At 70.6% G+C, this 20,381-nt stretch carries 19 protein-coding genes; 6 read left to right on the forward strand and 13 right to left on the reverse strand.

The features are described 5' to 3' along the window. The first annotated feature begins 22 nt into the window (after positions 1 to 22). Positions 23 to 1,264: a glucose-1-phosphate adenylyltransferase gene (glgC, locus tag VGJ14_05020; protein HEY2831765.1), complete on the forward strand. Its 1,242-nt coding sequence runs from the start codon at positions 23 to 25 to the stop codon at positions 1,262 to 1,264. Beyond that, the gene (serB, locus tag VGJ14_05025) at positions 1,261 to 2,445 is read left to right on the forward strand and encodes a phosphoserine phosphatase SerB (GenBank protein HEY2831766.1); all 1,185 of its coding nucleotides are present in this window, start codon (positions 1,261 to 1,263) and stop codon (positions 2,443 to 2,445) included. Before glgC ends, serB begins: the two co-directional genes overlap by 4 nt. On the opposite strand, the gene VGJ14_05030 is transcribed toward serB, so the two are convergent. Genes VGJ14_05030 through fabG form a run of 4 tightly spaced genes read right to left on the reverse strand, consistent with a single transcriptional unit; the run spans position 2,442 to position 4,627 of the window. Further along, on the reverse strand, positions 2,442 to 2,945 hold the full coding sequence (locus VGJ14_05030; protein HEY2831767.1) for a histidine phosphatase family protein: 504 nt from the start codon (positions 2,943 to 2,945) through the stop codon (positions 2,442 to 2,444). The genes serB and VGJ14_05030 overlap by 4 nt on opposite strands. Further along, entirely contained in the window at positions 2,942 to 3,100 is a 159-nt protein-coding gene (locus tag VGJ14_05035) for a hypothetical protein (protein ID HEY2831768.1), read from the reverse strand. The genes VGJ14_05030 and VGJ14_05035 overlap by 4 nt, the downstream gene beginning before the upstream one ends. A gap of 35 nt (positions 3,101 to 3,135) precedes the next feature. Beyond that, complete coding sequence (fabI, locus tag VGJ14_05040) at positions 3,136 to 3,909, reverse strand: enoyl-ACP reductase FabI (protein HEY2831769.1); 774 nt, start codon at positions 3,907 to 3,909, stop codon at positions 3,136 to 3,138. A 13-nt stretch (positions 3,910 to 3,922) separates the two neighbouring features. After that, the gene (gene fabG, locus VGJ14_05045; protein ID HEY2831770.1) at positions 3,923 to 4,627 is read right to left on the reverse strand and encodes a 3-oxoacyl-ACP reductase FabG; all 705 of its coding nucleotides are present in this window, start codon (positions 4,625 to 4,627) and stop codon (positions 3,923 to 3,925) included. Between the two features lie 193 nt (positions 4,628 to 4,820). Here fabG and VGJ14_05050 point away from each other — a divergent pair, with 193 nt between their 5' ends. After that, positions 4,821 to 6,953, forward strand: coding sequence for a penicillin-binding transpeptidase domain-containing protein (locus VGJ14_05050; protein HEY2831771.1), 2,133 nt, complete (start codon positions 4,821 to 4,823; stop codon positions 6,951 to 6,953). Between the two features lie 28 nt (positions 6,954 to 6,981). Here VGJ14_05050 and VGJ14_05055 read toward each other — a convergent pair whose 3' ends face one another. Then, positions 6,982 to 7,797 carry an ROK family protein gene (locus VGJ14_05055; protein ID HEY2831772.1) on the reverse strand — a complete coding sequence of 272 codons (816 nt, stop codon included), beginning with the start codon at positions 7,795 to 7,797 and terminating at the stop codon, positions 6,982 to 6,984. Further along, complete coding sequence (locus tag VGJ14_05060) at positions 7,798 to 9,282, reverse strand: CoA-acylating methylmalonate-semialdehyde dehydrogenase (protein HEY2831773.1); 1,485 nt, start codon at positions 9,280 to 9,282, stop codon at positions 7,798 to 7,800. It lies immediately after the preceding gene. 136 nt (positions 9,283 to 9,418) lie between these two features. On the opposite strand from VGJ14_05060, the gene VGJ14_05065 reads away from it, so the two are divergent. Both VGJ14_05065 and VGJ14_05070 read left to right on the forward strand, forming a co-directional pair. After that, the gene (locus tag VGJ14_05065) at positions 9,419 to 10,453 is read left to right on the forward strand and encodes a hypothetical protein (protein ID HEY2831774.1); all 1,035 of its coding nucleotides are present in this window, start codon (positions 9,419 to 9,421) and stop codon (positions 10,451 to 10,453) included. Positions 10,454 to 10,558: 105 nt separating this feature from the next. Next, on the forward strand, positions 10,559 to 11,602 hold the full coding sequence (locus VGJ14_05070) for a hypothetical protein (protein HEY2831775.1): 1,044 nt from the start codon (positions 10,559 to 10,561) through the stop codon (positions 11,600 to 11,602). Between the two features lie 5 nt (positions 11,603 to 11,607). Here the strand turns inward: VGJ14_05070 and iolD are convergent, their stop codons facing one another. Beyond that, positions 11,608 to 13,476: a 3D-(3,5/4)-trihydroxycyclohexane-1,2-dione acylhydrolase (decyclizing) gene (gene iolD, locus VGJ14_05075; GenBank protein HEY2831776.1), complete on the reverse strand. Its 1,869-nt coding sequence runs from the start codon at positions 13,474 to 13,476 to the stop codon at positions 11,608 to 11,610. Positions 13,477 to 13,784: 308 nt separating this feature from the next. On the opposite strand from iolD, the gene VGJ14_05080 reads away from it, so the two are divergent. Beyond that, positions 13,785 to 14,219 (forward strand): nuclear transport factor 2 family protein, encoded by a 435-nt coding sequence (locus VGJ14_05080; GenBank protein ID HEY2831777.1) that lies wholly within the window; start codon positions 13,785 to 13,787, stop codon positions 14,217 to 14,219. Positions 14,220 to 14,267: 48 nt separating this feature from the next. On the opposite strand, the gene iolB is transcribed toward VGJ14_05080, so the two are convergent. The 6 genes from iolB to VGJ14_05110 all read right to left on the reverse strand — a co-directional run bounded on the left by iolB (position 14,268) and on the right by VGJ14_05110 (position 20,351). Then, positions 14,268 to 15,122, reverse strand: a complete 855-nt coding sequence (gene iolB, locus VGJ14_05085; protein ID HEY2831778.1) for a 5-deoxy-glucuronate isomerase — start codon at positions 15,120 to 15,122, stop codon at positions 14,268 to 14,270. Then, positions 15,119 to 16,081 carry a 5-dehydro-2-deoxygluconokinase gene (gene iolC / locus VGJ14_05090; protein HEY2831779.1) on the reverse strand — a complete coding sequence of 321 codons (963 nt, stop codon included), beginning with the start codon at positions 16,079 to 16,081 and terminating at the stop codon, positions 15,119 to 15,121. The genes iolB and iolC overlap by 4 nt, the downstream gene beginning before the upstream one ends. 4 nt (positions 16,082 to 16,085) lie before the next feature. Then, the gene (locus VGJ14_05095) at positions 16,086 to 16,997 is read right to left on the reverse strand and encodes a TIM barrel protein (GenBank protein ID HEY2831780.1); all 912 of its coding nucleotides are present in this window, start codon (positions 16,995 to 16,997) and stop codon (positions 16,086 to 16,088) included. After that, positions 16,994 to 17,992 (reverse strand): Gfo/Idh/MocA family oxidoreductase, encoded by a 999-nt coding sequence (locus VGJ14_05100; GenBank protein HEY2831781.1) that lies wholly within the window; start codon positions 17,990 to 17,992, stop codon positions 16,994 to 16,996. The genes VGJ14_05095 and VGJ14_05100 overlap by 4 nt, the downstream gene beginning before the upstream one ends. A 91-nt stretch (positions 17,993 to 18,083) precedes the next feature. Further along, positions 18,084 to 19,709 carry an AMP-binding protein gene (locus VGJ14_05105; GenBank protein HEY2831782.1) on the reverse strand — a complete coding sequence of 542 codons (1,626 nt, stop codon included), beginning with the start codon at positions 19,707 to 19,709 and terminating at the stop codon, positions 18,084 to 18,086. Positions 19,710 to 19,784: 75 nt separating this feature from the next. Continuing rightward, positions 19,785 to 20,351 (reverse strand): rhodanese-like domain-containing protein, encoded by a 567-nt coding sequence (locus VGJ14_05110; GenBank protein HEY2831783.1) that lies wholly within the window; start codon positions 20,349 to 20,351, stop codon positions 19,785 to 19,787. Between the last annotated feature and the right edge of the window lie 30 nt (positions 20,352 to 20,381).

Here is a 20,381-nt window from a genome sequence, read left to right on the forward strand (position 1 = left end):
CGTGCCACCTAGGCTTTCCGCCATGGCCGCTTCCCGGGTTCTTGCGATAGTGCTGGCCGGTGGCGAGGGCAAGCGGCTGATGCCGCTGACCACCGACCGCGCCAAGCCCGCGGTGCCCTTCGGCGGGATCTACCGGCTGATCGACTTCGTGCTGTCCAACCTGGTCAACGGCGGCTACCTGAAGATCGTCGTGCTGACCCAGTACAAGAACCACAGCCTGGACCGGCACATCTCCCGCACCTGGCGCATGTCCGCGATGCTCGGCAACTACGTCACCCCGGTGCCCGCCCAGCAACGGCGTGGCCCGCACTGGTTCGCCGGCTCCGCCGACGCGATCTTCCAGAACCTCAACCTGATCGAGGACGAGCAGCCCGAACACGTGGTGGTATTCGGCGCCGACCACATCTACCGGATGGACCCCCGACAGATGGTCGCCCAGCACGTCGATTCCGGGGTCGGCGTCACCGTCGCCGCGGTGCGCCAACCGCGCGCCATTGCCGATCAGTTCGGGGTGATCACCACCGACTCCACCGGGTCCCGCATCGAAGCCTTCCTGGAGAAGCCGCACGAGGTTGAGGGACTGCCCGACTCGCCCGAGGAGATCTACGCCTCCATGGGCAACTACGTCTTCCGCACCTCGGCGTTGGTCAACGCCGTCACCGAGGACGCGCTGGACCCGTCCAGCCGACACGACCTGGGCGGCAACATCATTCCCCGGCTGGTCGCCCAGGGGCAGGGTGGCGTCTACGACTTCTCGGACAACGACGTACCCGGGCCGGAGGGCCGCGAGTCGGCCTACTGGCGCGACGTGGGAACCCTGGATGCCTTCTACGACGCGCACATGGACCTGATCTCGGCCAACCCCGCGTTCAACCTCTACAACCGCGAGTGGCCCATCTACACCCTGCAGGATGCGTGGCCGCCGGCCCGGTTCGTGGGCGGCACCGAGGGCGTGACCGGGCACGCGGTGGAGTCGATGATCTCCGGTGGGGTGCAGATCGCCGGGTCCGTGGAACGCTCCGTGCTCTCCCCCGGCGTGGCCGTCGGGCGCAACGCCCGGGTTGAGGGCTGCGTGTTGCTCGACGGGGTGCGCATCGGCCAGGACGCCGCGGTGCGCAACGCCATCCTGGACAAGAACGTGGTGGTGCCGGACGGCTTCCGGCTCGGCTTCTCCGATTCCGACAGCAGCCTGCCCCGGGTCACCGTCACCAAGGACGGCATCCGGGTGGTGTCCAAGGGCACCGGTCTCACCCTGCCCGGATGACCGATCGCACGCTGCTGGTCACCGTCACCGGGCGGGATCGACCCGGCGTTACCGCCGCGTTGTTCGACGCGCTGATCGGCTATGACGCCGAGGTGCTCGACGTCGAGCAGGTGGTCATCCGCGGCCGGCTGCTGCTCGGCGTGCTGGTCTCCCCCGGCACCGAGGAGGCCGCGCTGCGCGCCGCGGTGGCCGGCGCCGCGCACGCCACCGGCGTCGACGTGGAGATCGCCTCGGGCAGCGGGGACAACGTCCCGCGGCGCAGCGGTCGGTTGCACGTGACGATCCTGGGCCGCCCGCTCGGCACCGCGGCGATGGCCGGGCTGGCTGCGCGCATCGCGGGCTGCGGGGCGAACATCGACCGGATCATGCGGCTGTCCCGCACCCCGGTGACCAGCCTGGAACTGGACATCTCCGGGGCCACCGACCCGGACCGGCTGCGCGCCGAACTGGCCGCCGAGGCCGCCGCCCGTGGGGTGGACATCGCGGTCACCCGCGCCGGGCTGCACCGGCGTGGCCGGCGCCTGGTGGTGATGGACGTGGACTCCACCCTGATCCAGGACGAGGTCATCGAACTGCTCGCCGCGCACGCGGGCTGCGCGGGCGAGGTCGCCCGGGTCACCGAGGCGGCCATGCGCGGCGAATTGGACTTCGAGGCCTCGCTGCGCGCCCGGGTGGCACTGCTGGCCGGGCTGGACGCGAGTGTGATCGACGCGGTGCGGGCCGCTGTTCGGCTCACGCCGGGCGCGCGCACGTTGATCCGCACGCTCAAGCGGCTCGACCACGAGGTGGCCATCGTCTCCGGTGGCTTCACCCAGATCACCGACTCACTCGTCGCCGAACTGGACCTGGACTATTCCGCGGCCAACACCCTGGAGATCGTCGACGGCACACTCACCGGTGGGCTGACCGGTCCGATCGTGGACCGCGCCTACAAGGCCGCCATGCTCGAGCACTTCGCCGAGCGGGCCGGGGTTCCACTGTCCCAGACGGTGGCCATCGGGGACGGCGCCAACGACCTGGACATGCTCGCGAGAGCCGGGCTCGGGGTGGCGTTCAACGCCAAGCCCTTGGTCCGCAAATCCGCGCACGCCGCGATCAACGTGCCCTACCTGGACGCGCTGTTGTTCCTGCTCGGCATCAGCCGGGAGGACGTCGAGGACGCGGACGCGGAGAATCTCTAGCCGCGGGCCACCGTCATCGCGGTCAACTCCGCGCTGCCCTCGGCGAGCTTGGCCCACTTGCCGGGCAGGTGCAGCACGGCCACCGCCGCGGTGCCGAAGTTCTGCCGGGCGCGCAGCAGGTTCTCCTCCGAACCCGAGCCCGCCAGCGCCAGCACCAGGTACTGCAGGCCCGGATTGTGCCCACACAGCACCACGCGGCGGGCATCCTCAGCCACCTCGCGCAACACCTGCAGCAGCTCGTCCTCCTCGCCGCCGTACACCGCGCGCTCGAAGATGGTCCGCACCCCGTCCCCGAGTTCGGCCGCGGCCAGCGCCCAGGTCTCCTTGGCCCGCACCGCGGTGGAGCACACCGTCAGGTCCGGGTGCAGGCCGTGCTCGGCAAGCCAGCGGCCCGCCGCCAGCGCGTCGACCCGCCCGCGGGCGGTCAGCGGGCGGTCGTGGTCGGTATAAGCGCCGCGCTCGGCCTTGGCGTGCCGCAGCACGATCAATTGGCGGCTCATCCGTGTGCCGCACCCCAACAGGCCAGCAGCACCAGGCCGACGAAGAAGATCACCATGGTCAGCAGGATCTTCAGCCCCTGCCGACGATTGTTCGCCAACTCGTCCGGCGCCACCGGTGGCGGCGAACCGGACGAGCCGGTACTGCCCTCACTCATGGGTCCAGTTTCGCACGAACCCCGCCGGAACGCCGTCAGCCACCCATCGCGTGCACGCCGCCGTCCACGTGCACGATCTCACCGGTGGTCGCCGGGAACCAGTCCGACAGCAACGCCACACAGCCCTGCGCGGCCGGCACCGGGTTCGCGATGTCCCAGCTCATCGGCGCGCGGGTCTTCCACACGTGCTCGAACTCGTCGAAACCGGGGATCGACTTGGCGGCCATCGTGCGAATCGGGCCCGCCGCCACCAGGTTGGAGCGCACCCCGGACGACCCGAGGTCCCGGGCCAGGTACCGGGAGCAGGACTCCAGCGCGGCCTTGGCCACCCCCATCCAGTCGTACTTGGGCCAGGCCACGGTGGCGTCGAAGGTCAGCCCGACCAGCGAGGCGCCCGATGCGGGGTACAGCTCGCGGGCGGCCATGGCCAGCGCCTTGTAGGAGTACGCCGAGACGTGCACGGCGGTGGCCACGTCATCCCAGGCGGTGTTGAGGAAGTTGCCACCCAGCGCCGCCTCCGGCGCGAACCCGATCGAGTGCACCACCCCGTCCAGACCGTCCAGGCCGGCCGCGCGCACGTTGGCGGGCAACGCCTCCAGATGCGCGGCGTCGGTGACGTCCAGCTCGATCACCTCGGCCGGTTGCGGCAATCGACCCGCGATACGGGTGGTCAGCCGCAGCACCCGGCCGTAGGAGGACAGCACGACACTCGCGCCCTCCTCCTGGGCCAGCCGCGCCACGTGGAACGCGATGGAGGCGTCGGTGAGCACGCCGGTGACCAGAACACGCTTGCCATCGAGCAGTCCCATGTCGAAGCCCTCCTCAGTGACCCATGCCCAGTCCGCCATCCACGGGGATGACCGCACCGGTGATGTAGGCGGCGTGCTCGCCGGCCAGGAACAGGCAGACACCCGCGATCTCGTCGGTCTGCCCATAGCGGCCCAGCGGAACCGAACCGAGGATCTGCTTTTGCCGTTCCTCGGTCACCTCCGCGGTCATCGCGGTCTCGATGAATCCGGGCGCAACGACATTCGCGGTGATGTTGCGCGACCCCAACTCCCGCGCCATGGACCGGGCCATCCCGATCAGCCCGGACTTCGAGGCCGCATAGTTCACCTGACCCGGCGAGCCCAACAGTCCGACCACCGAGGAGATGAAAATGATGCGTCCCTTGCGCTGGCGCAGCATTGATTTCGCGCCGCGCTTGGCCACCCGGAACGAGCCGGTCAGGTTGGTGTCCAACACCGCGGTGAAGTCGTCCTCGCTCATCCGCAGCAGCAACGTGTCCCGGGTGATGCCCGCATTGGCGATCACCACCTCGACCGGGCCGTGTGCGGCCTCCGCCTCGGCGAAGGCCGCGTCCACCGCTGCGGCGTCGGTCACATCGCATTTCACGCCCAACACGCCGTCGGGCAGCTCGCCCGAGCGGTAGGTGACCGCCACCTGGTCCCCCGCCGCGACGAACGCCTCCGCGATCGCCCGTCCGATCCCCCGATTACCCCCGGTCACCAGTACCGAACGACTCACCTGTGAATTCTCCCTGCTCGCGCGTCCGCCAGAATCTGGTCGCGTCCAAGCTCAGCACGCTATCGGTGCCCGCCTCACGGCAACCCCACCCACCCCGACCACGACACGCCGGCATCACGGAATGATCAACTCCACTGGCGCCCGGTGTTGGTTTGCTTGCATCGTGTTCCAGCCGATCGGAAGGCAGGGCCCCTTGGCACGCCCGCAAACCTGGCGCTCAGTCGCCGGCGCGACGTCTGTCGCCCTGCTCTGCGCGGGCTGCGGCGGCGGGGTCAACCTGCCGTTCACCGGCGGCGGCAACAACGGCCCCAAGGACGACGCGGCCACCGCCGGGGCGGCCTTTCTGTCCGACTGGTCCGCGGGCAACCTGACCGCGGCCGCCGACCGCACCACCGAGCCCACCCAGGCGCACGCCGCGCTGGACGAGCTCGCCACCCGGCTGCGTCCGGACAAGCGCACGTTCGCCCCCGGCAAGGTGAGCAACTGCGGCGATTCCGCGCCCTGCACGATGCCCTTCCACGCCGATCTGCTGCTCAACGCGCTGGGCGACTGGAATTACGACGGCAGGCTGTCGCTGGTGCACCAGCAGGTCGGGGCGACCAAGAAGTGGCTGGTGGCGTGGTCGCCGAGTGTGATCCACCCGCTGCTCACCGACGACACCACGCTCGCCCGGGTGCGGCACCTGCCGCCGCGGGCCGCGATCCTGGACCGCAGCGGCCGAGCGCTGGTGGACAACCAGGCGGTGGTCAAGGTCGGGGTGAAGGCCGGTGACGTGCCGGACGGCACCATCGAGAAGCTCGCCGACCTGCTCGACGTGAACGTGGACGGCTTGACCACCCGCACGAACCAGGCGCAGGACGGTCAGTTCGTCGAGGCCGTGGTGCTGCGCAAGTCCGACTACCTGGACAAGAAAGCGTCGTTGGACCAGATCGGCGGGGTGGTCACACAGGACGGCACGTTGTCCCTGGCACCGACCCGGGCCTTCGCCCGGGAGGTGCTCGGCACGGTGGCCACCGCGACCGCGGCGTCGTTGCAGAACGCCGGTCCCACCGCCTCGGCGGCCGACTCGGTCGGGTCGTTCGGCCTGCAGGCGATCTACCAGAAGCAGTTGGCCGGCCGGCCGCGCGGCGAGATCGACCTGGTCAAGCGGGACACCAGGGCCGTGGTCAGCACGCTGAGCACCTTCACCGAGGTGCCCGGCTCGCCGGTGCACACCACGTTGGACCTGACCGTGCAACGCGCCGCGGAGAACGCGGTGGCGCTGACCGGGGAGAACTCCTCGCTGGTGGCCATCGACATCCGCACCGGCGACATCCTCGCGGTGGCCAACGGCCCGGCGGACAAGGCCGGCGAGGACCGCGCACTCAACGGGCAGTACGCGCCCGGCTCCACCTTCAAGATCATCACCGCCGCGGCGTTGCTGGCCGGCGGTTTGGAGCCGACCGACACGGTCAACTGCCCGTCCAGCATCACCGTGGACGGCAAGAAGTTCACCAACTACGACGGCCTGGGTTCGCTGGGCGAGGTGTCGTTCAGCAGGGACTTCGAGGAGTCCTGCAACACCGCGTTCATCGGTCAGGCGATGAAGCTCCCCGACGACGCCGTGTCCAACACCGCCGACCTGTTCGGCATTGGCGAGGACTGGGACCTGGTGCTGGACAGCTACTCCGGGAACGTGCCGCCGGCCGCCTCGCCGACCGAGCAGGCCGCGGACGCCATCGGGCAGGGCAAGGTGCTGATGAGCCCGTTGGCGATGGCCGTGGTGGCTGCGGCGGTGGCCGCCGGCACCCCGTACGCGCCCCACCTGGTGACCAGTGGCCCGCCCCCGGAGGTGGCGCCGACCGTAGGGCCCAGTGGGGCACCCACGCTGGGACCCGACGACACCGACAACACCGACGACGGCACCGACGACACCGACGATCCGGACTTCCAGGCCACCCCCGACGAGACCCCGATGGCGTACTCGTCCAACCTCGACGTCACTCCGTCCCCGTCGCCCTCGGCCACCTACGGCGGCGACGTGCTGGCGCCGCTGGAGTACGCCACCGCGCTGCGCAACCTGATGTACGCGACGGTGAAGTCGGGCACCGCAACGGTGCTCAAGATCAAGGGCGAGAAGGTGGGCGCGAAGACCGGCACCGCGGAGTACGGCAGCGAGGTGCAGCCCGGCAAGCACGCCTGGATGGTCGGCTTCATGGGCAACATCGCGTTCGCGGTGATCGTGGAACGCGGCGACACCGGCGCCACTACCGCGGGCCCGCTGGCCAAGTCGTTCCTGACCGACGTCAAGGGCTACAACGTGCCGGCCCGGGAGAACGACAACTGACCCGCCGTCGGGCCCGGGCAGCACAGGGTCAGCGGGTGCGGTAGCTCCACAGCCGGTGCCCGCCGCGCAGTCCGGCCTCGTTACCGACCCGGGTGGCCTTGTGCCCGAGGTCGCCGGTGAGGTGCTCGGCATTGCCGCCGCCCAGGTACAGCCGGTCCCAGCCGAGCACGGGCTGCCAGCGGTCCAGCGCCATGGCCACCCGGCGGCTCCACCGCACGTTGCCCAGCGCGAGGCGAGCGTGGTCGCCGAGTTGCTGGTCGTAGGTGTCCCCGTCCCGGAACGGGGCCTGGGACAACTCCAGCTTGGGCACCAACCGGCCGTCGTCGAACAAGGCGGCGCCGAGCCCGGTGCCGAAGGCCAACAGCACCTCGAAGCCGGAACCCTCGATCACCGCGAACCCGGCCAGCTCCGCGTCGTTGACCACTCGCACCGGGCAGCCGAACGCCTCGTTCAACGCGAACGCGGCGTCCCACCGACGCCAGGCCGCCACCAGATCCGGGCGGCGCGGGGTGAACGGACCCGCCTCGGTGATGAAGTGCGGGGTGGCCAGCACCCGGCCGCCGCGGATCATGCCGGGCAGTCCGACGGACACCCGGTCGAACGAGGGCAGCTTGTCCGCGAGCTCGAGCAGCGTGGTGACGAGCAGTTCCGGGGGGCACGGATACGGGGTGAGGATACGCAGCCGGTCGGCCACCGGCTCCCCGGTGCGGTCCAACACCGCGCACTTGATGCCGGTGCCGCCCACGTCGAAGGTCAACGTGGATTCCCGTCCCTCCACGACCCGGTGGGACAACAGACGGTCCATCACTTTCGGGCGGACCACGCGCTCTTTGCTTCTGGGCATTTACTTCACCGTCGGGAAGGACAGACCGGTATGCGCCACCGCGTCGTCGGGCCAACGACTGGTCACGGCCTTACCGCGGGTGTAGAACCGCACCCCCTCGGCGCCGTGCACGTGCGTGTCGCCGAACAACGAGTCCTTCCACCCGCCGAAGGAATAGAACGCCATCGGCACCGGGATCGGCACGTTGACCCCGACCATGCCGATGCTCACCTCCCGCACGAACCGACGGGCGGCCGCGCCGCTGGCGGTGAAGACCGCGGCGCCGTTGCCGTACGGGTTGGCGTTGACCACCGCGATCGCCTCGTCGACGGTGTCCACCCGAACCACTGCGAGCACCGGGCCGAACACCTCGCAGGTGTACAGCTCGGCGTCCAGTGCAACGTGGTCGACCAGGCTGGGACCGACGAAGAAGCCGTCCGCGGCCACCGATTCGCGGCCGTCCACCACCACGGTGGCGCCCTGCGCGCCGGCCCGATCCAGGTGCCCGCGCACCCGCTCGGCCGCCGCGGCGTTGACCAGTGGCCCCATCTCCGAGGCCGGATCCGCGCCGGGGCCGACCCGGATCGCGCCGGCCCGGCCGGCCAACCGGCTGACCAGGCCGTCCGCGGCCCGGCCCACCGCGACCACCACCGAGATCGCCATGCACCGTTGCCCGGCCGACCCGTACGCGGCGCCGGTGATCTCCGCGGCGGCCAGGTCCAGGTCGGCGTCCGGCAGCACCACCGCGTGGTTTTTCGCCCCGCCCAGGGCCTGCACCCGCTTGCCCGCGGCCGAAGCGCGCTGGTGAATGAGTTTGGCGACGGGGGTGGAGCCGACGAAGGACACCCCGGCGATGCCGGGGTGGTCGAGCACCGCCTCGACGGTGCCGCGGTCGCCCTGCACCACGTTGTAGACCCCGTCGGGCAGGCCCGCCTGCTGGTAGAGCCTGGCGATCAACAATGAGGTGGACGGGTCCTGCTCGCTGGGCTTGAGCACGAAGGCGTTCCCGCAGGCGATGGCGATCGGGTGCATCCACAGCGGCACCATCACCGGGAAGTTGAACGGGGTAATGCCCGCGACCACGCCCAGTGGTTGGCGCAGCGAGTACGCGTCCACGCCGGTGGACACCCCGTCGGAGTACTCGCCCTTGAGCAGGTGCGGGATGCCGCAAGCGAACTCCACCACCTCGATGCCGCGGGCCACCTCACCGCGCGCATCGGCCACTACCTTGCCGTGCTCGGCGCTGATCATCGCGGCCAACTCATCGGCGTGCGCGGTCAGCAACTCCCGCATCGCGAACATGACCCGGGCACGGGCCAGCGGCGAGCGTTGCGCCCACGCGGTCTGCGCCTTCGTCGCGGCTTGCGCGGCGGCGTCCACATCGCCGGGTTCACCGAGGACCACGTGCCCGCTCACCGCGCCACGGGCCGGGTCGTACACCGGCGCGGTGCGGGTGGCCCAACCGGCGGTGAGGGCCCCGTCGATCCAGTGCTCGATGCGCTGCATGCCGGTCATCCTGCCCGGTCAGGGGGGTGTTCGATGTCATCGATTGCGGCAGTTGCGCAAGAAGATTTCACCCGGGCCCGTCCCGGGCTTGAGTGCTAACACGGCATGATCACGATTCCGCGGGCTTGGAGGATGCATGTCGTTGCGGTACCGCACTGTCCTGTCGGCGGTGTTGACCGGATCGGTGGTGATGGTCCCCGTCGGCGAGGCGGCGGGCGCCACGGTGGCCTCGTCCGGCCTACTGCCGGCCCATCCCAGCGGTCCCCGGTGCGACGTTGCGCTCGCCCCCCGCCTGCCGGTGGGCACCTACCCCGCGGTGTTCTCCCCCGGCCCCCCGGTGCCGTACCTGTCCGGCTGGACCCCACAGGGGCTGACCACCTGGCACAACTGGGACGGCCAGGGCCACACCGCGTTGCTGCTGGGCATGTACCGCCGCGGTGCGCAGTCCTACCTGGTCGGCATCGACCCGCAGACCGGGGCCCGGTTGGGCACGGTGCGCACCAGGGCCTCTCATCTCGGGGCGCTGGGCGTGGTCGGGCGCTGGGTAATCGCGCAGGACACTCTCAACGGACACCAGAAGGCCGCGGTGCGCCGCTACCCGGTCAGTGCCATGCGTGCGGCGATGCTCACCTCGCAGCGCACCGGCACCAAGCCATACCTGGCGCCCACGGGTACACCGCAACGGGTCCACTCGGTGGGCTTCATGGCGGTCACCGGCAAGTCGATGTGGCTGGGCCGGCACTCCAAGGCCAGGACGACGAAGATGTACCGCTACCGTGCCACGCACAGTGGGCTGCTGCACAGGACCGGTGGGCCCTGGCGGGTGCCACCGCGCACCCAGGGTCTGTTGGTGACCAAGGACCAGTTCGTCTTCACCTCCTCCTACGGTGGGCAGGACGGCACGCTGACGGTGGTCAACCGCGTCGCGCCGAACACCCCGGTGGCGTGTGTGAGCACCCCGGCGCTGCCGGAAAACATGACCATCGACGGCGACAAGGTCTACGCCTCCTACGAGAGCGGGGCCAAGCAGTTCGACAAGCCGAGCACCACCAGCAAGGTCAGCGACCTGCGCACCGGACTGCTGCGCTCGTTGCTGTCCTGGGGCGCGGGCACCGGCGGGTTGGGCGGGCAGGCGCTGGCGCAAATCAGTGCGCTGAACGTGGTGCTCTGACGGAACGTCAGATCCCACTGATGTGCATCAGGAGTTCACCCGGGTGAATCCCGGGCTTCTCCGCGCGCGCGACACGATCGCATCCCCTTCGTGCTGGGAGGATGCATGTCGCTGCGTTACCGCACCGCTGTGTTGGCGGTGCTCACCTCGTCGGCCGTGTTCGTACCGGCCGTCGCCGCCACCGCTGCGCAGAACCCCGCGTCAATCCCGACGTTGGTGCCCGCCGCCCACAGCGGACCCCGGTGCGACGTCACGCACGCCCCGCGCCGGGCCGCGGGCACCTACAGCAAGGTCTTCCGGCACGGCCCGTCCGTACCTCACCTGGCCAATTGGACCCCGCAGGGCCTGAGCACCTGGCACAACTGGGACGACAAGGGTCACAACCTGCTGCTGATGGGCATGTACCGCCGCGGTGCGCAGTCCTACCTGGTCGGTATCAACCCGAAGACCGGGGCGCATGTCGGTACGGTGCGGACCAAGGCCTCACATTTCGGTTCGCTGGGGGTGGCGGGCCACTGGGTGATCGGCCAGAACAGCAGCGGGAAGCACGAGCACAACTACGTGCGCCGCTACCTGACGAGTTCGCTGCGCGACGCGATGAGATCCTCGAAGGCGCACGGCACCAAGCCCTACCTGAGCCCGACGGGAGCGCCGCAGCGCGTGCGCTCGGTGGGCTTCATGGCGGTGACCGGTAAATCGGTGTGGCTGGGTAAGCATTCCAAGGCCAACCCGACGAGGATGTACCGCTACAAGGTCGACTCCGGCGGGCATCTGGAGGAGTCGGGTGGGCCGTGGAAGGTGCCGCCGCGCACCCAGGGGGTACTGGTCACCAAGCACAAGTTCATCTTCTCCTCCTCACACGGCGGTGGTCCGGGCAAGCTGACGGTGGTGGACCGCAGCGCCCCGAACCATCCGGTGGCCTGCGTGACGACGCCGGCCATGCCGGAGAACATGACCATCGACGGGGGCAAGGTCTACGCCTCCTACGAGAGCGGCGCGGGTCAGTACGCCAAGCACGCCAGCAGCAATGTGCGTGACCTGCGCACGGGCCTGCTCCGCAACCTGGTCAACCTGGGCGCGGGCGCCGGCGGTGTCGGCGGCCACGCCGCCGCCCTGTCCGCGCACCACCACCACCGTCACGTGCGCTGATCCGATTACAGCAGCGGGCGCTGCCGGGCTTTCTGCTGTTCGTACCGGGCTCTGGCCTCGACCACGCTCGGTAGGTTCGACACCTCCGCGACCGGCACATCCCACCAGGCCCCCGAGGACGGGGCCGGTGCGCGCGGGTCGGTCCGCACGTGCACGACGGTGGTGCGTTCGGCCGCGAGTGCGGCCTTGAGTGCGTCGCGGAACTCCGCGTGCGTGCCCGCGGTGCGCACGTCCGCGCCGAGGCTGGCGGCGTTGGCGGCGAGGTCCACCGGCAGCGCCTCGCCATCGAGCATGCCGGTTTCCGGGTTGCGGGCCCGGTAGGAGGTGCCGAAACGTTGGCCGCCCAGGGATTCCGATAGCGCACCGATGGAGCCAAAGCCGCTGTTGTCGACCAACACGATGACCAACTTGATGCCCTCGGACACGGCGGTGACGATTTCCTGAGCCATCATCAGATAGCTGCCGTCGCCGACCAGGACGATGACGTCGCGGTCGGGCGCGGCCATTTTCGCGCCCAGGCCGCCGGCGATCTCGTAGCCCATACAGGAGTAGCCGTACTCGACGTGGTACTCCTTCGGGCTGCGCGCCTGCCAGAGCATCTGCAGTTGGCCGGGCATGGACCCGGCCGCGCAGATCACCGTGCCGCCGGCCGGCACGGCGTCGTTCACAGCGCCGAGGATGGCGGTCTGGGTGACCGGGGCGTCCGGTTCGCCGCTGCGGGCGACGGCCGCGATCGGCGCCCAGTCCGCGGATAGCTGATCGGCCCGCGCGGTCCATTCGGCGGGGACGCGGTAGTCGAGCAGGCCGGCCTCGAGTGCCTCCAGTCCAACCCGCGCGTCGGCGACCAGCATGGTGGCGGCGTGTTTGGCCGCGTCGAACGCGGTGATGTTGAGGTTGACGAAGCGCACGTCGGGGTGGGCGAACACGGTGCGCGATGCGGTGGTGAAGTCGGTCCACCGGGTGCCGACGCCGAGCACCACGTCGGCCTCGGCGGCGAGAGTGTTGGCCACCGGGGTGCCGGTGGCGCCGAGCGGGCCGACCGAGTTGGGGTGGTCGAAGGGCAGCGCGCCCTTGCCGGCGTGGGTGTCGGCGACCGGGATCCCGGTCGCCTCCGCGAACGCGGCCAGCGCGGCGGTGGCGTCGGAGTACACCGCCCCCCCGCCGGCCACCAGCAGCGGGCGCTGCGCGCTGCGCAGCACCTGGACCGCGCGGGCCAACGCGGCGGCGTCCGGTGCCGGGCGCGGCACGTGCCAGGTGCGCTCGGCGAACAGGTCCTCGGGCCAGTCATCCGCCTCGGCCTGCACGTCCTGCGGCAGCGCCAGGGTGACCGCGCCGGTGGCCGCCGGGTCGGTGAGCGCCCGCATGGCGCCGAGCAACGCGGCGGGCAGCTGCTCGGGCCGGGTGACCCGGTCGAAGAACACCGACACCGGCGCGAACGCGTCGTTCACCGACAGCCCCGGCCCGCCGGGCACCTCGAGCTCCTGCAGTACCGCGCCGGCCGCGCGGGTGGCGAACACGTCACCGGGCAGCAGCAGCACCGGGAGCCGGTTGATGGTGGCCAGTGCGGCGCCGGTGACCATGTTGGTCGCGCCCGGCCCGACCGAAGTGGTGCAGGCCAGTGTGGCCAACCGGTCGTTCATCCGGGCGTAGGCCACCGCGGCGTGCACCATGGCCTGCTCGTTGCGGGCCAGGTGGTACGGCAGCTCCGCGTCACCGCTGAGGTGGCCCTGCAGCAGCGCCTGCCCGATGCCGGCCACGTTGCCGTGCCCGAAGATGCCGAAGCAGCCGGGGATCAGTCGGTGCCGCACCCCGTCCCGCTCGCTGTACTGCACGGACAGGAACCGCACCAGCGCCTGCGCCACCGTCAATCGCATGGGGCCCATCCTGCCCGGTCCGGCCTCACCCCGCGGGGGGGTTGTCCACCACGGTGATCGTGCCGTCCCGGGCCGCACCGGCAGACGCGTTCCGTAAACACTCGGCGCCACAGGGTGAATCAAATCCACCGAAGGTGCCGGCCCGGGCCGGCACCTTCGTGCCGATACCGACGCCGATTACCCGCCGGGTAACGCGAATCCCCTTACCCGTCGAGTAATCGACATCATTCCCGCCACACCTGACGATAAGTCACGCGACGTCGCAGATCCGCGGCCCGCGTCCGATCCCAGCAAGGAGGAATGACGTCATGACTGTCACGACCGAGCGCACTGCACACCTCGAGAACCTGTTTGCGCCGCGCGTCTGGACCCCGGATCTGTTCGCGGACTTCTGGGCCGGCCCGGACGTGCGATTCGTGCGGCAGATCATCACCGACGACATCGTCGGCTACTGGCCCGGCGGCCGCGTGGTCACCGGTGCCGAGGACTACGTGGCGGCGCTGGAGGAGCTGTTGGCCCTGCTGCCCGACCTGCGCCTGGAGGTTCCCGAGCGAGCGACCACCGCCGACGGTGAGTACGGCTTCAGCCGGTGGATCATGCGGGCCACCGGGAAGAACGGGCCGTTCGAGATGGTCGGCTGCGACCGCACCCGGATCCGCGACGGTCTGGTCTGCGAGAACTACATCTTCTTCGACTTCGCACACTTCGCGGCACTCGCCGGTCTGGACGGGGCGGAGAACTGATGTTGACCAGCGACCCGGAGATCCTGAGCGCGGCCGGCCGGCCGTGTCTCAGGCCCGGGTCAGCGGCAACCGCGGGTCGACGGGCACATCGACCCATTCCTCGCGCACCGCGGCGTGCGCGGGGTCGTCGCAGATGCGCCAGGCCCGCTCGGGGCCGGGGCCGGCCATCACGTTGAGGTAATACATGTCCACGCCGGGAGCGGTCACCGCCGGGCCGTGCCAGCCGTGCGGGATGAGCACCACATCGCCGCTGCCCACCTCGGCGAGAACGTCGATCGGCCGGTCCTCCTGCCCGTATACGCGCAGATAGGCCAGGCCGCCGGGGCGGGACAGCTCGACGTAGTAGATCTCCTCCAGCTCGGTCTCCGCACCGGGGCGTTCCTCGTCGTGCTTGTGCGGCGGGTAACTCGACCAGTTGCCGCCGGGGGTGAGCACCTCGACGGCGATCAGCTTGTCGGCCTCGAAGGAGGCCGGGGTGCAGAAGTTGTTCACCTGCCGCGACGCCGCGCCCGCGCCGCGCAGCTCCACCGGCACATCGGCCGCGGCACAGTGACGGGGCGTCAGCCGGCTCTCGCACACCGCCCCGGCGACCGCGAACCGACCACCGTCGGCCGAGGTCACGGTGACCATCGCGTCGCACGGCACGTAGGCGAAATCGCTGATCGCGCTGAACACCGACGCCCGCCCGGCGAGTTCCATGCGTACCCCGTCGCACTCCACCACAGCCGCGCCGGACAGCGGTAGCACCACGGCTTCCTGCTGATTGGTGGTGAACCGGTGCGATCCGCCGACGGGCAGTTCCAGCACCCGCAGCGAGGTGTGCGACCACTCGCCCGGAACGGGCATCACGTGCGTGGCCCATGGCCCGCGTTCAGCGCTGCCGTGCGGCAGATGCAGTCTCATGACGTCGCGCTGCGGGCCAGGAGTTCTTCCACCTCGGCACTGGTCGGCATCGCCTCGGCACAGGCCAACCGGGAGGCCACGATCGCGCCCGCCACATTCGCAAAACGGATAATGCGCTCGGTGTCCCAGCCGCACAACAGGCCGTGGCACAGCGCGCCACCGAACGCGTCGCCGGCGCCCAGTCCATTGACCACCTCGACCGGGAACGGCGGCACGCACACCGGGCCGCCCTCATCCACCGCGTACACCCCGGCCGCGCCCTGCTTGATCACCGCCAATCGCACGCCCATCGCCAGCAGTGCGGCCGCGGCGCGCTGCGGGTCACGCTCCCCCACCGCCACCTCGCACTCCTCGAGGTTGCCCACCGCCACCGTCGCGTGTGCCAACGCCTGCTCGATGATCGGGCGGGCATCCTCCACCGACTCCCAGAACATCGGCCGCCAGTCCAGGTCCAGCACGGTCATCCCGGCGCGGCCGCGAGCGGCCAACGCGGCCAGCGTCGCGGCTCGGCTGGGCTGCTGGCACAACCCGGTGACGGTGGCCCAACAGATGCGTGCCGCGCGCATCACGTCCAGGTCCAGGTCCGCGGGGCGGATCTGCAGGTCCGGCGCGGAGGGCCAGCGGTAGAACCAGATCGGGAAGTTGTCCGGGGGGAAGATCTCGCAGAAGGTCACCGGGGTGGGCAGCTCCGCGACGTCGCGCACGTAGGTGTCGTCCACACCGAACCGGCGCAGCTCGCGACGCACATAGCGGCCGAACGGATCGGTGCCCACCCCGGACACCAGCCCGACCCGGTGCCCGTGCCTGGCCGCGGCCACCGCCACGTTGCAGGCACTACCGCCCAGGTGCTTGCCGAAGGAGGTGACGTCCTCCAGGCCGACGCCGATTTGTTGCGGGTACACATCGACCCCCATCCGACCCATGGCGAGCAGATCGAACGGGGCAATGTCCCCGGCCATGGGGCTAAGCCGCGCCCAGTTGCGCGCGCGCGGCCCCGGTCAGGTGCGCCAGGCTCGCCTCGACGTCGACGCGGATCGCCGCGGCCGTTGCGGCCACCCCGTTGCGGTCCGGCACCAGCACTCGATCCTGCTCGAGCACGTACCAACCGTCGTAGCCGACATCCTCCAGCTCGCTGACCACCTCCGCGACCCGCGCGCCGCCCATGCCCAGCGGCCGGTACATACCGGCTTTCACCCCGTCGGTGTAGCTCAGCACACCGCTGCGCACCCGCGCCGCGATCGCCGGATCAACGTCCTTCAGGTGCACGTGCGCGACGCGGTCGGCGGCCAGCCGGGCGACGGCCAGCGGGTCCACCCCACCCACCATCAGGTGCCCGGTGTCCAGGCACAGCGGGATGCCGCAGCCGTCCAGCACGACGTCCAGGTCGCGGTCCCGCTCGACCAGCGTGCCCACGTGCGGGTGCAGCGCCGGGCGCAGCCCGCGCAGCACCGCGGCGCCGGCCAGCCGGTCCAGGTTGCGGCACAGCGTGCGCCACCCGGCCGCGTCCAGTTCGGTGCGCCCGTCATAGCCGTCCTTGCCGTTCACCGCGGCGAACACCACGGTGTCCGCGCCCGCGGCGGCGAACTCCTCGAACAGCGTGCCGATCTCGGACAGCGGGTCCCGATCCGCGTCGTGCGCGACCACCGGCACGAACCCGCCGACCGCGCGCAGCCCGAACTGGGCGAGCACCTGACGGCGGGCCACACCGGCCGAGGGCAGGAAGCCGTCCGGACCGAACTCGGTGGCACACAGGCCGGCGGCGGCCATCTCCTGCAACACCAGCGGCGGCGGCAACTGCGGGCCCCAGCCCGGCACCTCGCACACGCCCCAGCTGATCGGGGCACCGGCCAGTCGCTGTGCCAACGGCCTGGTCATACCGTCACCTCCGCCACCGTCACCGGGCGGCCTTCCCGCCGGGAGCGATCGCACGCCTCGGCGAGCACGAACGCTGCCAGCGCGTCAGAAATCGTGCACGGGCTCGATCCACCGGTGGCGATCAGCGCGGTGAAGGCGGCCATTTCGGCAACGTACGCCGTGCGGAACCGGTCCAGAAAGCCCGGATAGGCCAGACCGGTGACGTTTGCGCCGGGTTCCACCGAACGCAGCGGGGAGCGCGCGTCCAGGCCCACCGCGATCGAATCCAGGTGCCCGCGCAACTCCATGCGCACGTCGTAACCGGCCCCGTTGTACCGGCTCGCGGTCAGCTGGGCCAACGTTCCATCGGCCAGCGTCAGCGTCACCGCGACCGCATCCACGTCCCCGGCCTCGCGGATGTAGTCCGCGCCGAGGTTCGAACCCACCGCGTACACCGAGACGACTTCCTGCCCGGTAACCCAGCGCAGGATGTCCAGGTCGTGCACCAGACAGTCGCGGAAGATGCCGCCGGAGCCGGGCACGTACTCGGCCGACGGCGGCGCAGCGTCCAGGGTGAAGCCCAGGACGGTGTGCAGCTGCCCCAGCGCACCCGAGGCCACCGCGGCCCGGGCGGCGACGTAGCCGGGATCGAACCGGCGCTGGAAGCCGACCTGCACCGGCACACGGGAGGTCCCGACCTGCTCCAGCACCGCGAGCGTGCCCGCAATGTCCGGGGCGATCGGCTTCTCACAGAACACCGGGATGCCGGCCCGCACCGCGTGCACCACCAGCGCGGCGTGTGCGTCCGTGGGCACCGCGATCACCAAGCCGTCGATACCGGCCGCGAACAACTCCTCGACCCCGCCCACCGCGCGCACGCCGAGTTTCTCCGCGATCGTCGCCGCTCGGCAGGCGTCGGCGTCGGCGATCACCACGGCATCCGACCCGACCTGGCTCACCACGTTCTCGGCGTGCAGCGCACCGATGCGCCCGACGCCGGCTACCCCCACCCGCATGGCTGTGCCACCCTTCCCCGTTTGGGTTCAGGATCGCGCGTAAAAGGCCACCCCGGGGCAAAGATCACCCGATCGTGATGGGCGAACCTTGTCAGCCTTCGGTAAGCCCGAGCCGCGCCACCATTTGTTCACGCAAGATGAATTTCTGCACCTTGCCGGTGACGGTCATCGGGTAGGCATCGACCACCTCGACATAACGCGGGATCTTGTGGTGGGAGATCTTCCCGGCGCAGAAGTCGCGTACCGCGGAGACGTCCAGGGACGCCCCGTCCGCCAGCCGCACGCAGGCGCACAGTTCCTCGCCGAACTTCGCGTCGGGCACGCCGACCACCTGCACATCGACGATGTCCGGGTGGGCGTAGAGGAACTCCTCGACCTCACGTGGGGCGATGTTCTCCCCGCCGCGGATGACGGTGTCCTTGATCCGCCCGACGATGCGGACATAGCCGTCGGCATCCATCTCGGCCAGGTCGCCGGTGCGCATCCAGCCGGCCACGTCGATGGCGTCGGCGGTCTTGTCCGGCTCGTTCCAGTAGCCGCGCATCACGTTGTAACCGCGGGTGCGGAATTCCCCCCGCTGCCCGCGCGGCACCACCAGGTTGGTCTCCGGGTCGACAACCGCGATCTCCACGTGCGGGTGCACCCGGCCGACCGTGCCGGTCTGCCGGTCCAGGTCGTCACCGATGCGGGTCTGGGTGGACACCGGCGAGGTCTCGGTCATGCCGTAGCCGATGGTGACCTCGTCCATGCCCAGGTCGCTGATGACCCGCTTCATCACCTCGACCGGGCAGGTGGCGCCGGCCATCATGCCGGTGCGCAGGCTGGTCAGGTCCAGGTCGGTGCGCGATCGGTCGGCGAGCATCGCGATGAACATGGTCGGTACGCCGTACAGGGAGGTGCACCGTTCCGCCGCGACGGCCTGCAGGGTGGCCCCGGGCTCGAACGACGGCGCCGGGATGACCACGCAGGAGGCGTGGGTGAGCGCTGCGAGGTTCCCGATGACCATGCCGAAGCAGTGGTAGAAGGGCACCGGCACGCAGACCCGGTCGGCCGGCGTGTACGCCATGGTCTCGCCGAGGAAGAAGCCGTTGTTGGCGATGTTGTGGTGGGTGAGCGTGGCGCCCTTCGGGAACCCGGTGGTGCCCGAGGTGTACTGGATGTTGATCGGGTCGTCGAAGGCCAGCCCGGCGGCGACCTCGTCGAGTTCCGGGCCGGCCGCGGTGTCCTCGGCCAGGGTTCGCCAGGTCTCTTCGCCGATGTAGACGATCTGCTGCAGGTCCGGGCAGTCGCCGCGGACCTCCTCGATCATCGCCCGGTAGTCGCTGGTCTTGAACACCGGCACCGCGACCAGCATCGTCGAGCCGGACTGGCGCATCGCGTAGGACAGCTCGTGGGTGCGGTAGGCCGGGTTGATGTTGACCAGGATCGCGCCCATGGTCGCGGTGGCGTGCTGCAGCAGCACCCACTCCGCGCGGTTCGGCGACCACAGCGCAACCCGGTCACCGGGCACGATGCCGGCAGCGAGCAGGCCGGCGGCCAGCCGCCGCGTGTCGGCGTACAGCTGCGCGTAGGTCCACCGAGTGCCGTTCGGGACATCGACCAGCGCCTCGGCGTCCGGGTGCTCGGCGGCGATCCGGGCCAGGATCGCGCCGAGGGTCTCACCCAGCAGCGGTTGGTCGGAGGTACCGGAGGCGTACGACGGGGCAGCACTGGTCATCGGCGGCTTCCTTTCGGGACTCCCGCCATTTTGACTCGCCGCTGGGCCCCGTGCCAAAGCCGGGGGCCGGCTGCCTCAGCTGGTCAGCGCGGCGACCGCGGCCTCTGCGTCGGCGGCGGCGGCGCGGTTGTGCGGCAGCTTGGAGAGCATGCTGCCCATCAGGCAGGTGTTGGACAGCGCCGCGAAAGTCAGGCCGCCGCCGATGGCACCGGAGAGGAACTTGGCCTTCGGGTATTTGAGGCTGGCGAGGATGCCGGTGAGCACGATGGACCCGGCGACCAGGCGCACCTGACGCTCGATGGTCCAGGACGAGCCGCCGCCGTTGACGTCCCCGCCGACCTGCTCCCAGGCGTTCATGCCGCCGTCTAGGACCGTCACCCGGTCGTGACCGGCCGCGGACAGCTCGTCCGCGGCGAGCTGGGCCCGGCCGCCGGACTGGCAGACGATGACCAGGTCGGCGGCCACGCCGCTGACCAGCGCGCCGGTGTAGGTGGGCAGGTCGCCCAGCGGGATGTTGTGCGAGCCGGGGATGTGACCGGCGGCGAACTCGCCGGGGCTGCGCACGTCCAGCAGGCGCACCTTGGGGTCGCTGCCCACCCGGGAGAGCAGGGAACTCGGGTTGATGGTGGCCGTCTGGCTCATGCGGGTTCTCCTCGGCTGCGAACGTCTGGC

It is taken from the genome of Sporichthyaceae bacterium, from assembly GCA_036493475.1.
Lineage (GTDB): Bacteria > Actinomycetota > Actinomycetes > Sporichthyales > Sporichthyaceae > DASQPJ01.

What these genes read in the sequence shown, in the direction of transcription:
- glgC (HEY2831765.1), top strand. Translation starts at nt 23, where the DNA reads ATGGCCGCTTCCCGGGTTCTTGCGATAGTGCTGGCCGGTGGCGAGGGC.
- serB (HEY2831766.1), top strand. Translation starts at nt 1,261, where the DNA reads ATGACCGATCGCACGCTGCTGGTCACCGTCACCGGGCGGGATCGACCC.
- VGJ14_05030 (HEY2831767.1), bottom strand. Translation starts at nt 2,945, where the DNA reads ATGAGCCGCCAATTGATCGTGCTGCGGCACGCCAAGGCCGAGCGCGGC.
- VGJ14_05035 (HEY2831768.1), bottom strand. Translation starts at nt 3,100, where the DNA reads ATGAGTGAGGGCAGTACCGGCTCGTCCGGTTCGCCGCCACCGGTGGCG.
- fabI (HEY2831769.1), bottom strand. Translation starts at nt 3,909, where the DNA reads ATGGGACTGCTCGATGGCAAGCGTGTTCTGGTCACCGGCGTGCTCACC.
- VGJ14_05055 (HEY2831772.1), bottom strand. Translation starts at nt 7,797, where the DNA reads ATGCCCAGAAGCAAAGAGCGCGTGGTCCGCCCGAAAGTGATGGACCGT.
- VGJ14_05060 (HEY2831773.1), bottom strand. Translation starts at nt 9,282, where the DNA reads ATGCAGCGCATCGAGCACTGGATCGACGGGGCCCTCACCGCCGGTTGG.
- VGJ14_05065 (HEY2831774.1), top strand. Translation starts at nt 9,419, where the DNA reads ATGTCGTTGCGGTACCGCACTGTCCTGTCGGCGGTGTTGACCGGATCG.
- VGJ14_05070 (HEY2831775.1), top strand. Translation starts at nt 10,559, where the DNA reads ATGTCGCTGCGTTACCGCACCGCTGTGTTGGCGGTGCTCACCTCGTCG.
- iolD (HEY2831776.1), bottom strand. Translation starts at nt 13,476, where the DNA reads ATGCGATTGACGGTGGCGCAGGCGCTGGTGCGGTTCCTGTCCGTGCAG.
- VGJ14_05080 (HEY2831777.1), top strand. Translation starts at nt 13,785, where the DNA reads ATGACTGTCACGACCGAGCGCACTGCACACCTCGAGAACCTGTTTGCG.
- iolB (HEY2831778.1), bottom strand. Translation starts at nt 15,122, where the DNA reads ATGAGACTGCATCTGCCGCACGGCAGCGCTGAACGCGGGCCATGGGCC.
- iolC (HEY2831779.1), bottom strand. Translation starts at nt 16,081, where the DNA reads ATGGCCGGGGACATTGCCCCGTTCGATCTGCTCGCCATGGGTCGGATG.
- VGJ14_05095 (HEY2831780.1), bottom strand. Translation starts at nt 16,997, where the DNA reads ATGACCAGGCCGTTGGCACAGCGACTGGCCGGTGCCCCGATCAGCTGG.
- VGJ14_05100 (HEY2831781.1), bottom strand. Translation starts at nt 17,992, where the DNA reads ATGCGGGTGGGGGTAGCCGGCGTCGGGCGCATCGGTGCGCTGCACGCC.
- VGJ14_05105 (HEY2831782.1), bottom strand. Translation starts at nt 19,709, where the DNA reads ATGACCAGTGCTGCCCCGTCGTACGCCTCCGGTACCTCCGACCAACCG.
- VGJ14_05110 (HEY2831783.1), bottom strand. Translation starts at nt 20,351, where the DNA reads ATGAGCCAGACGGCCACCATCAACCCGAGTTCCCTGCTCTCCCGGGTG.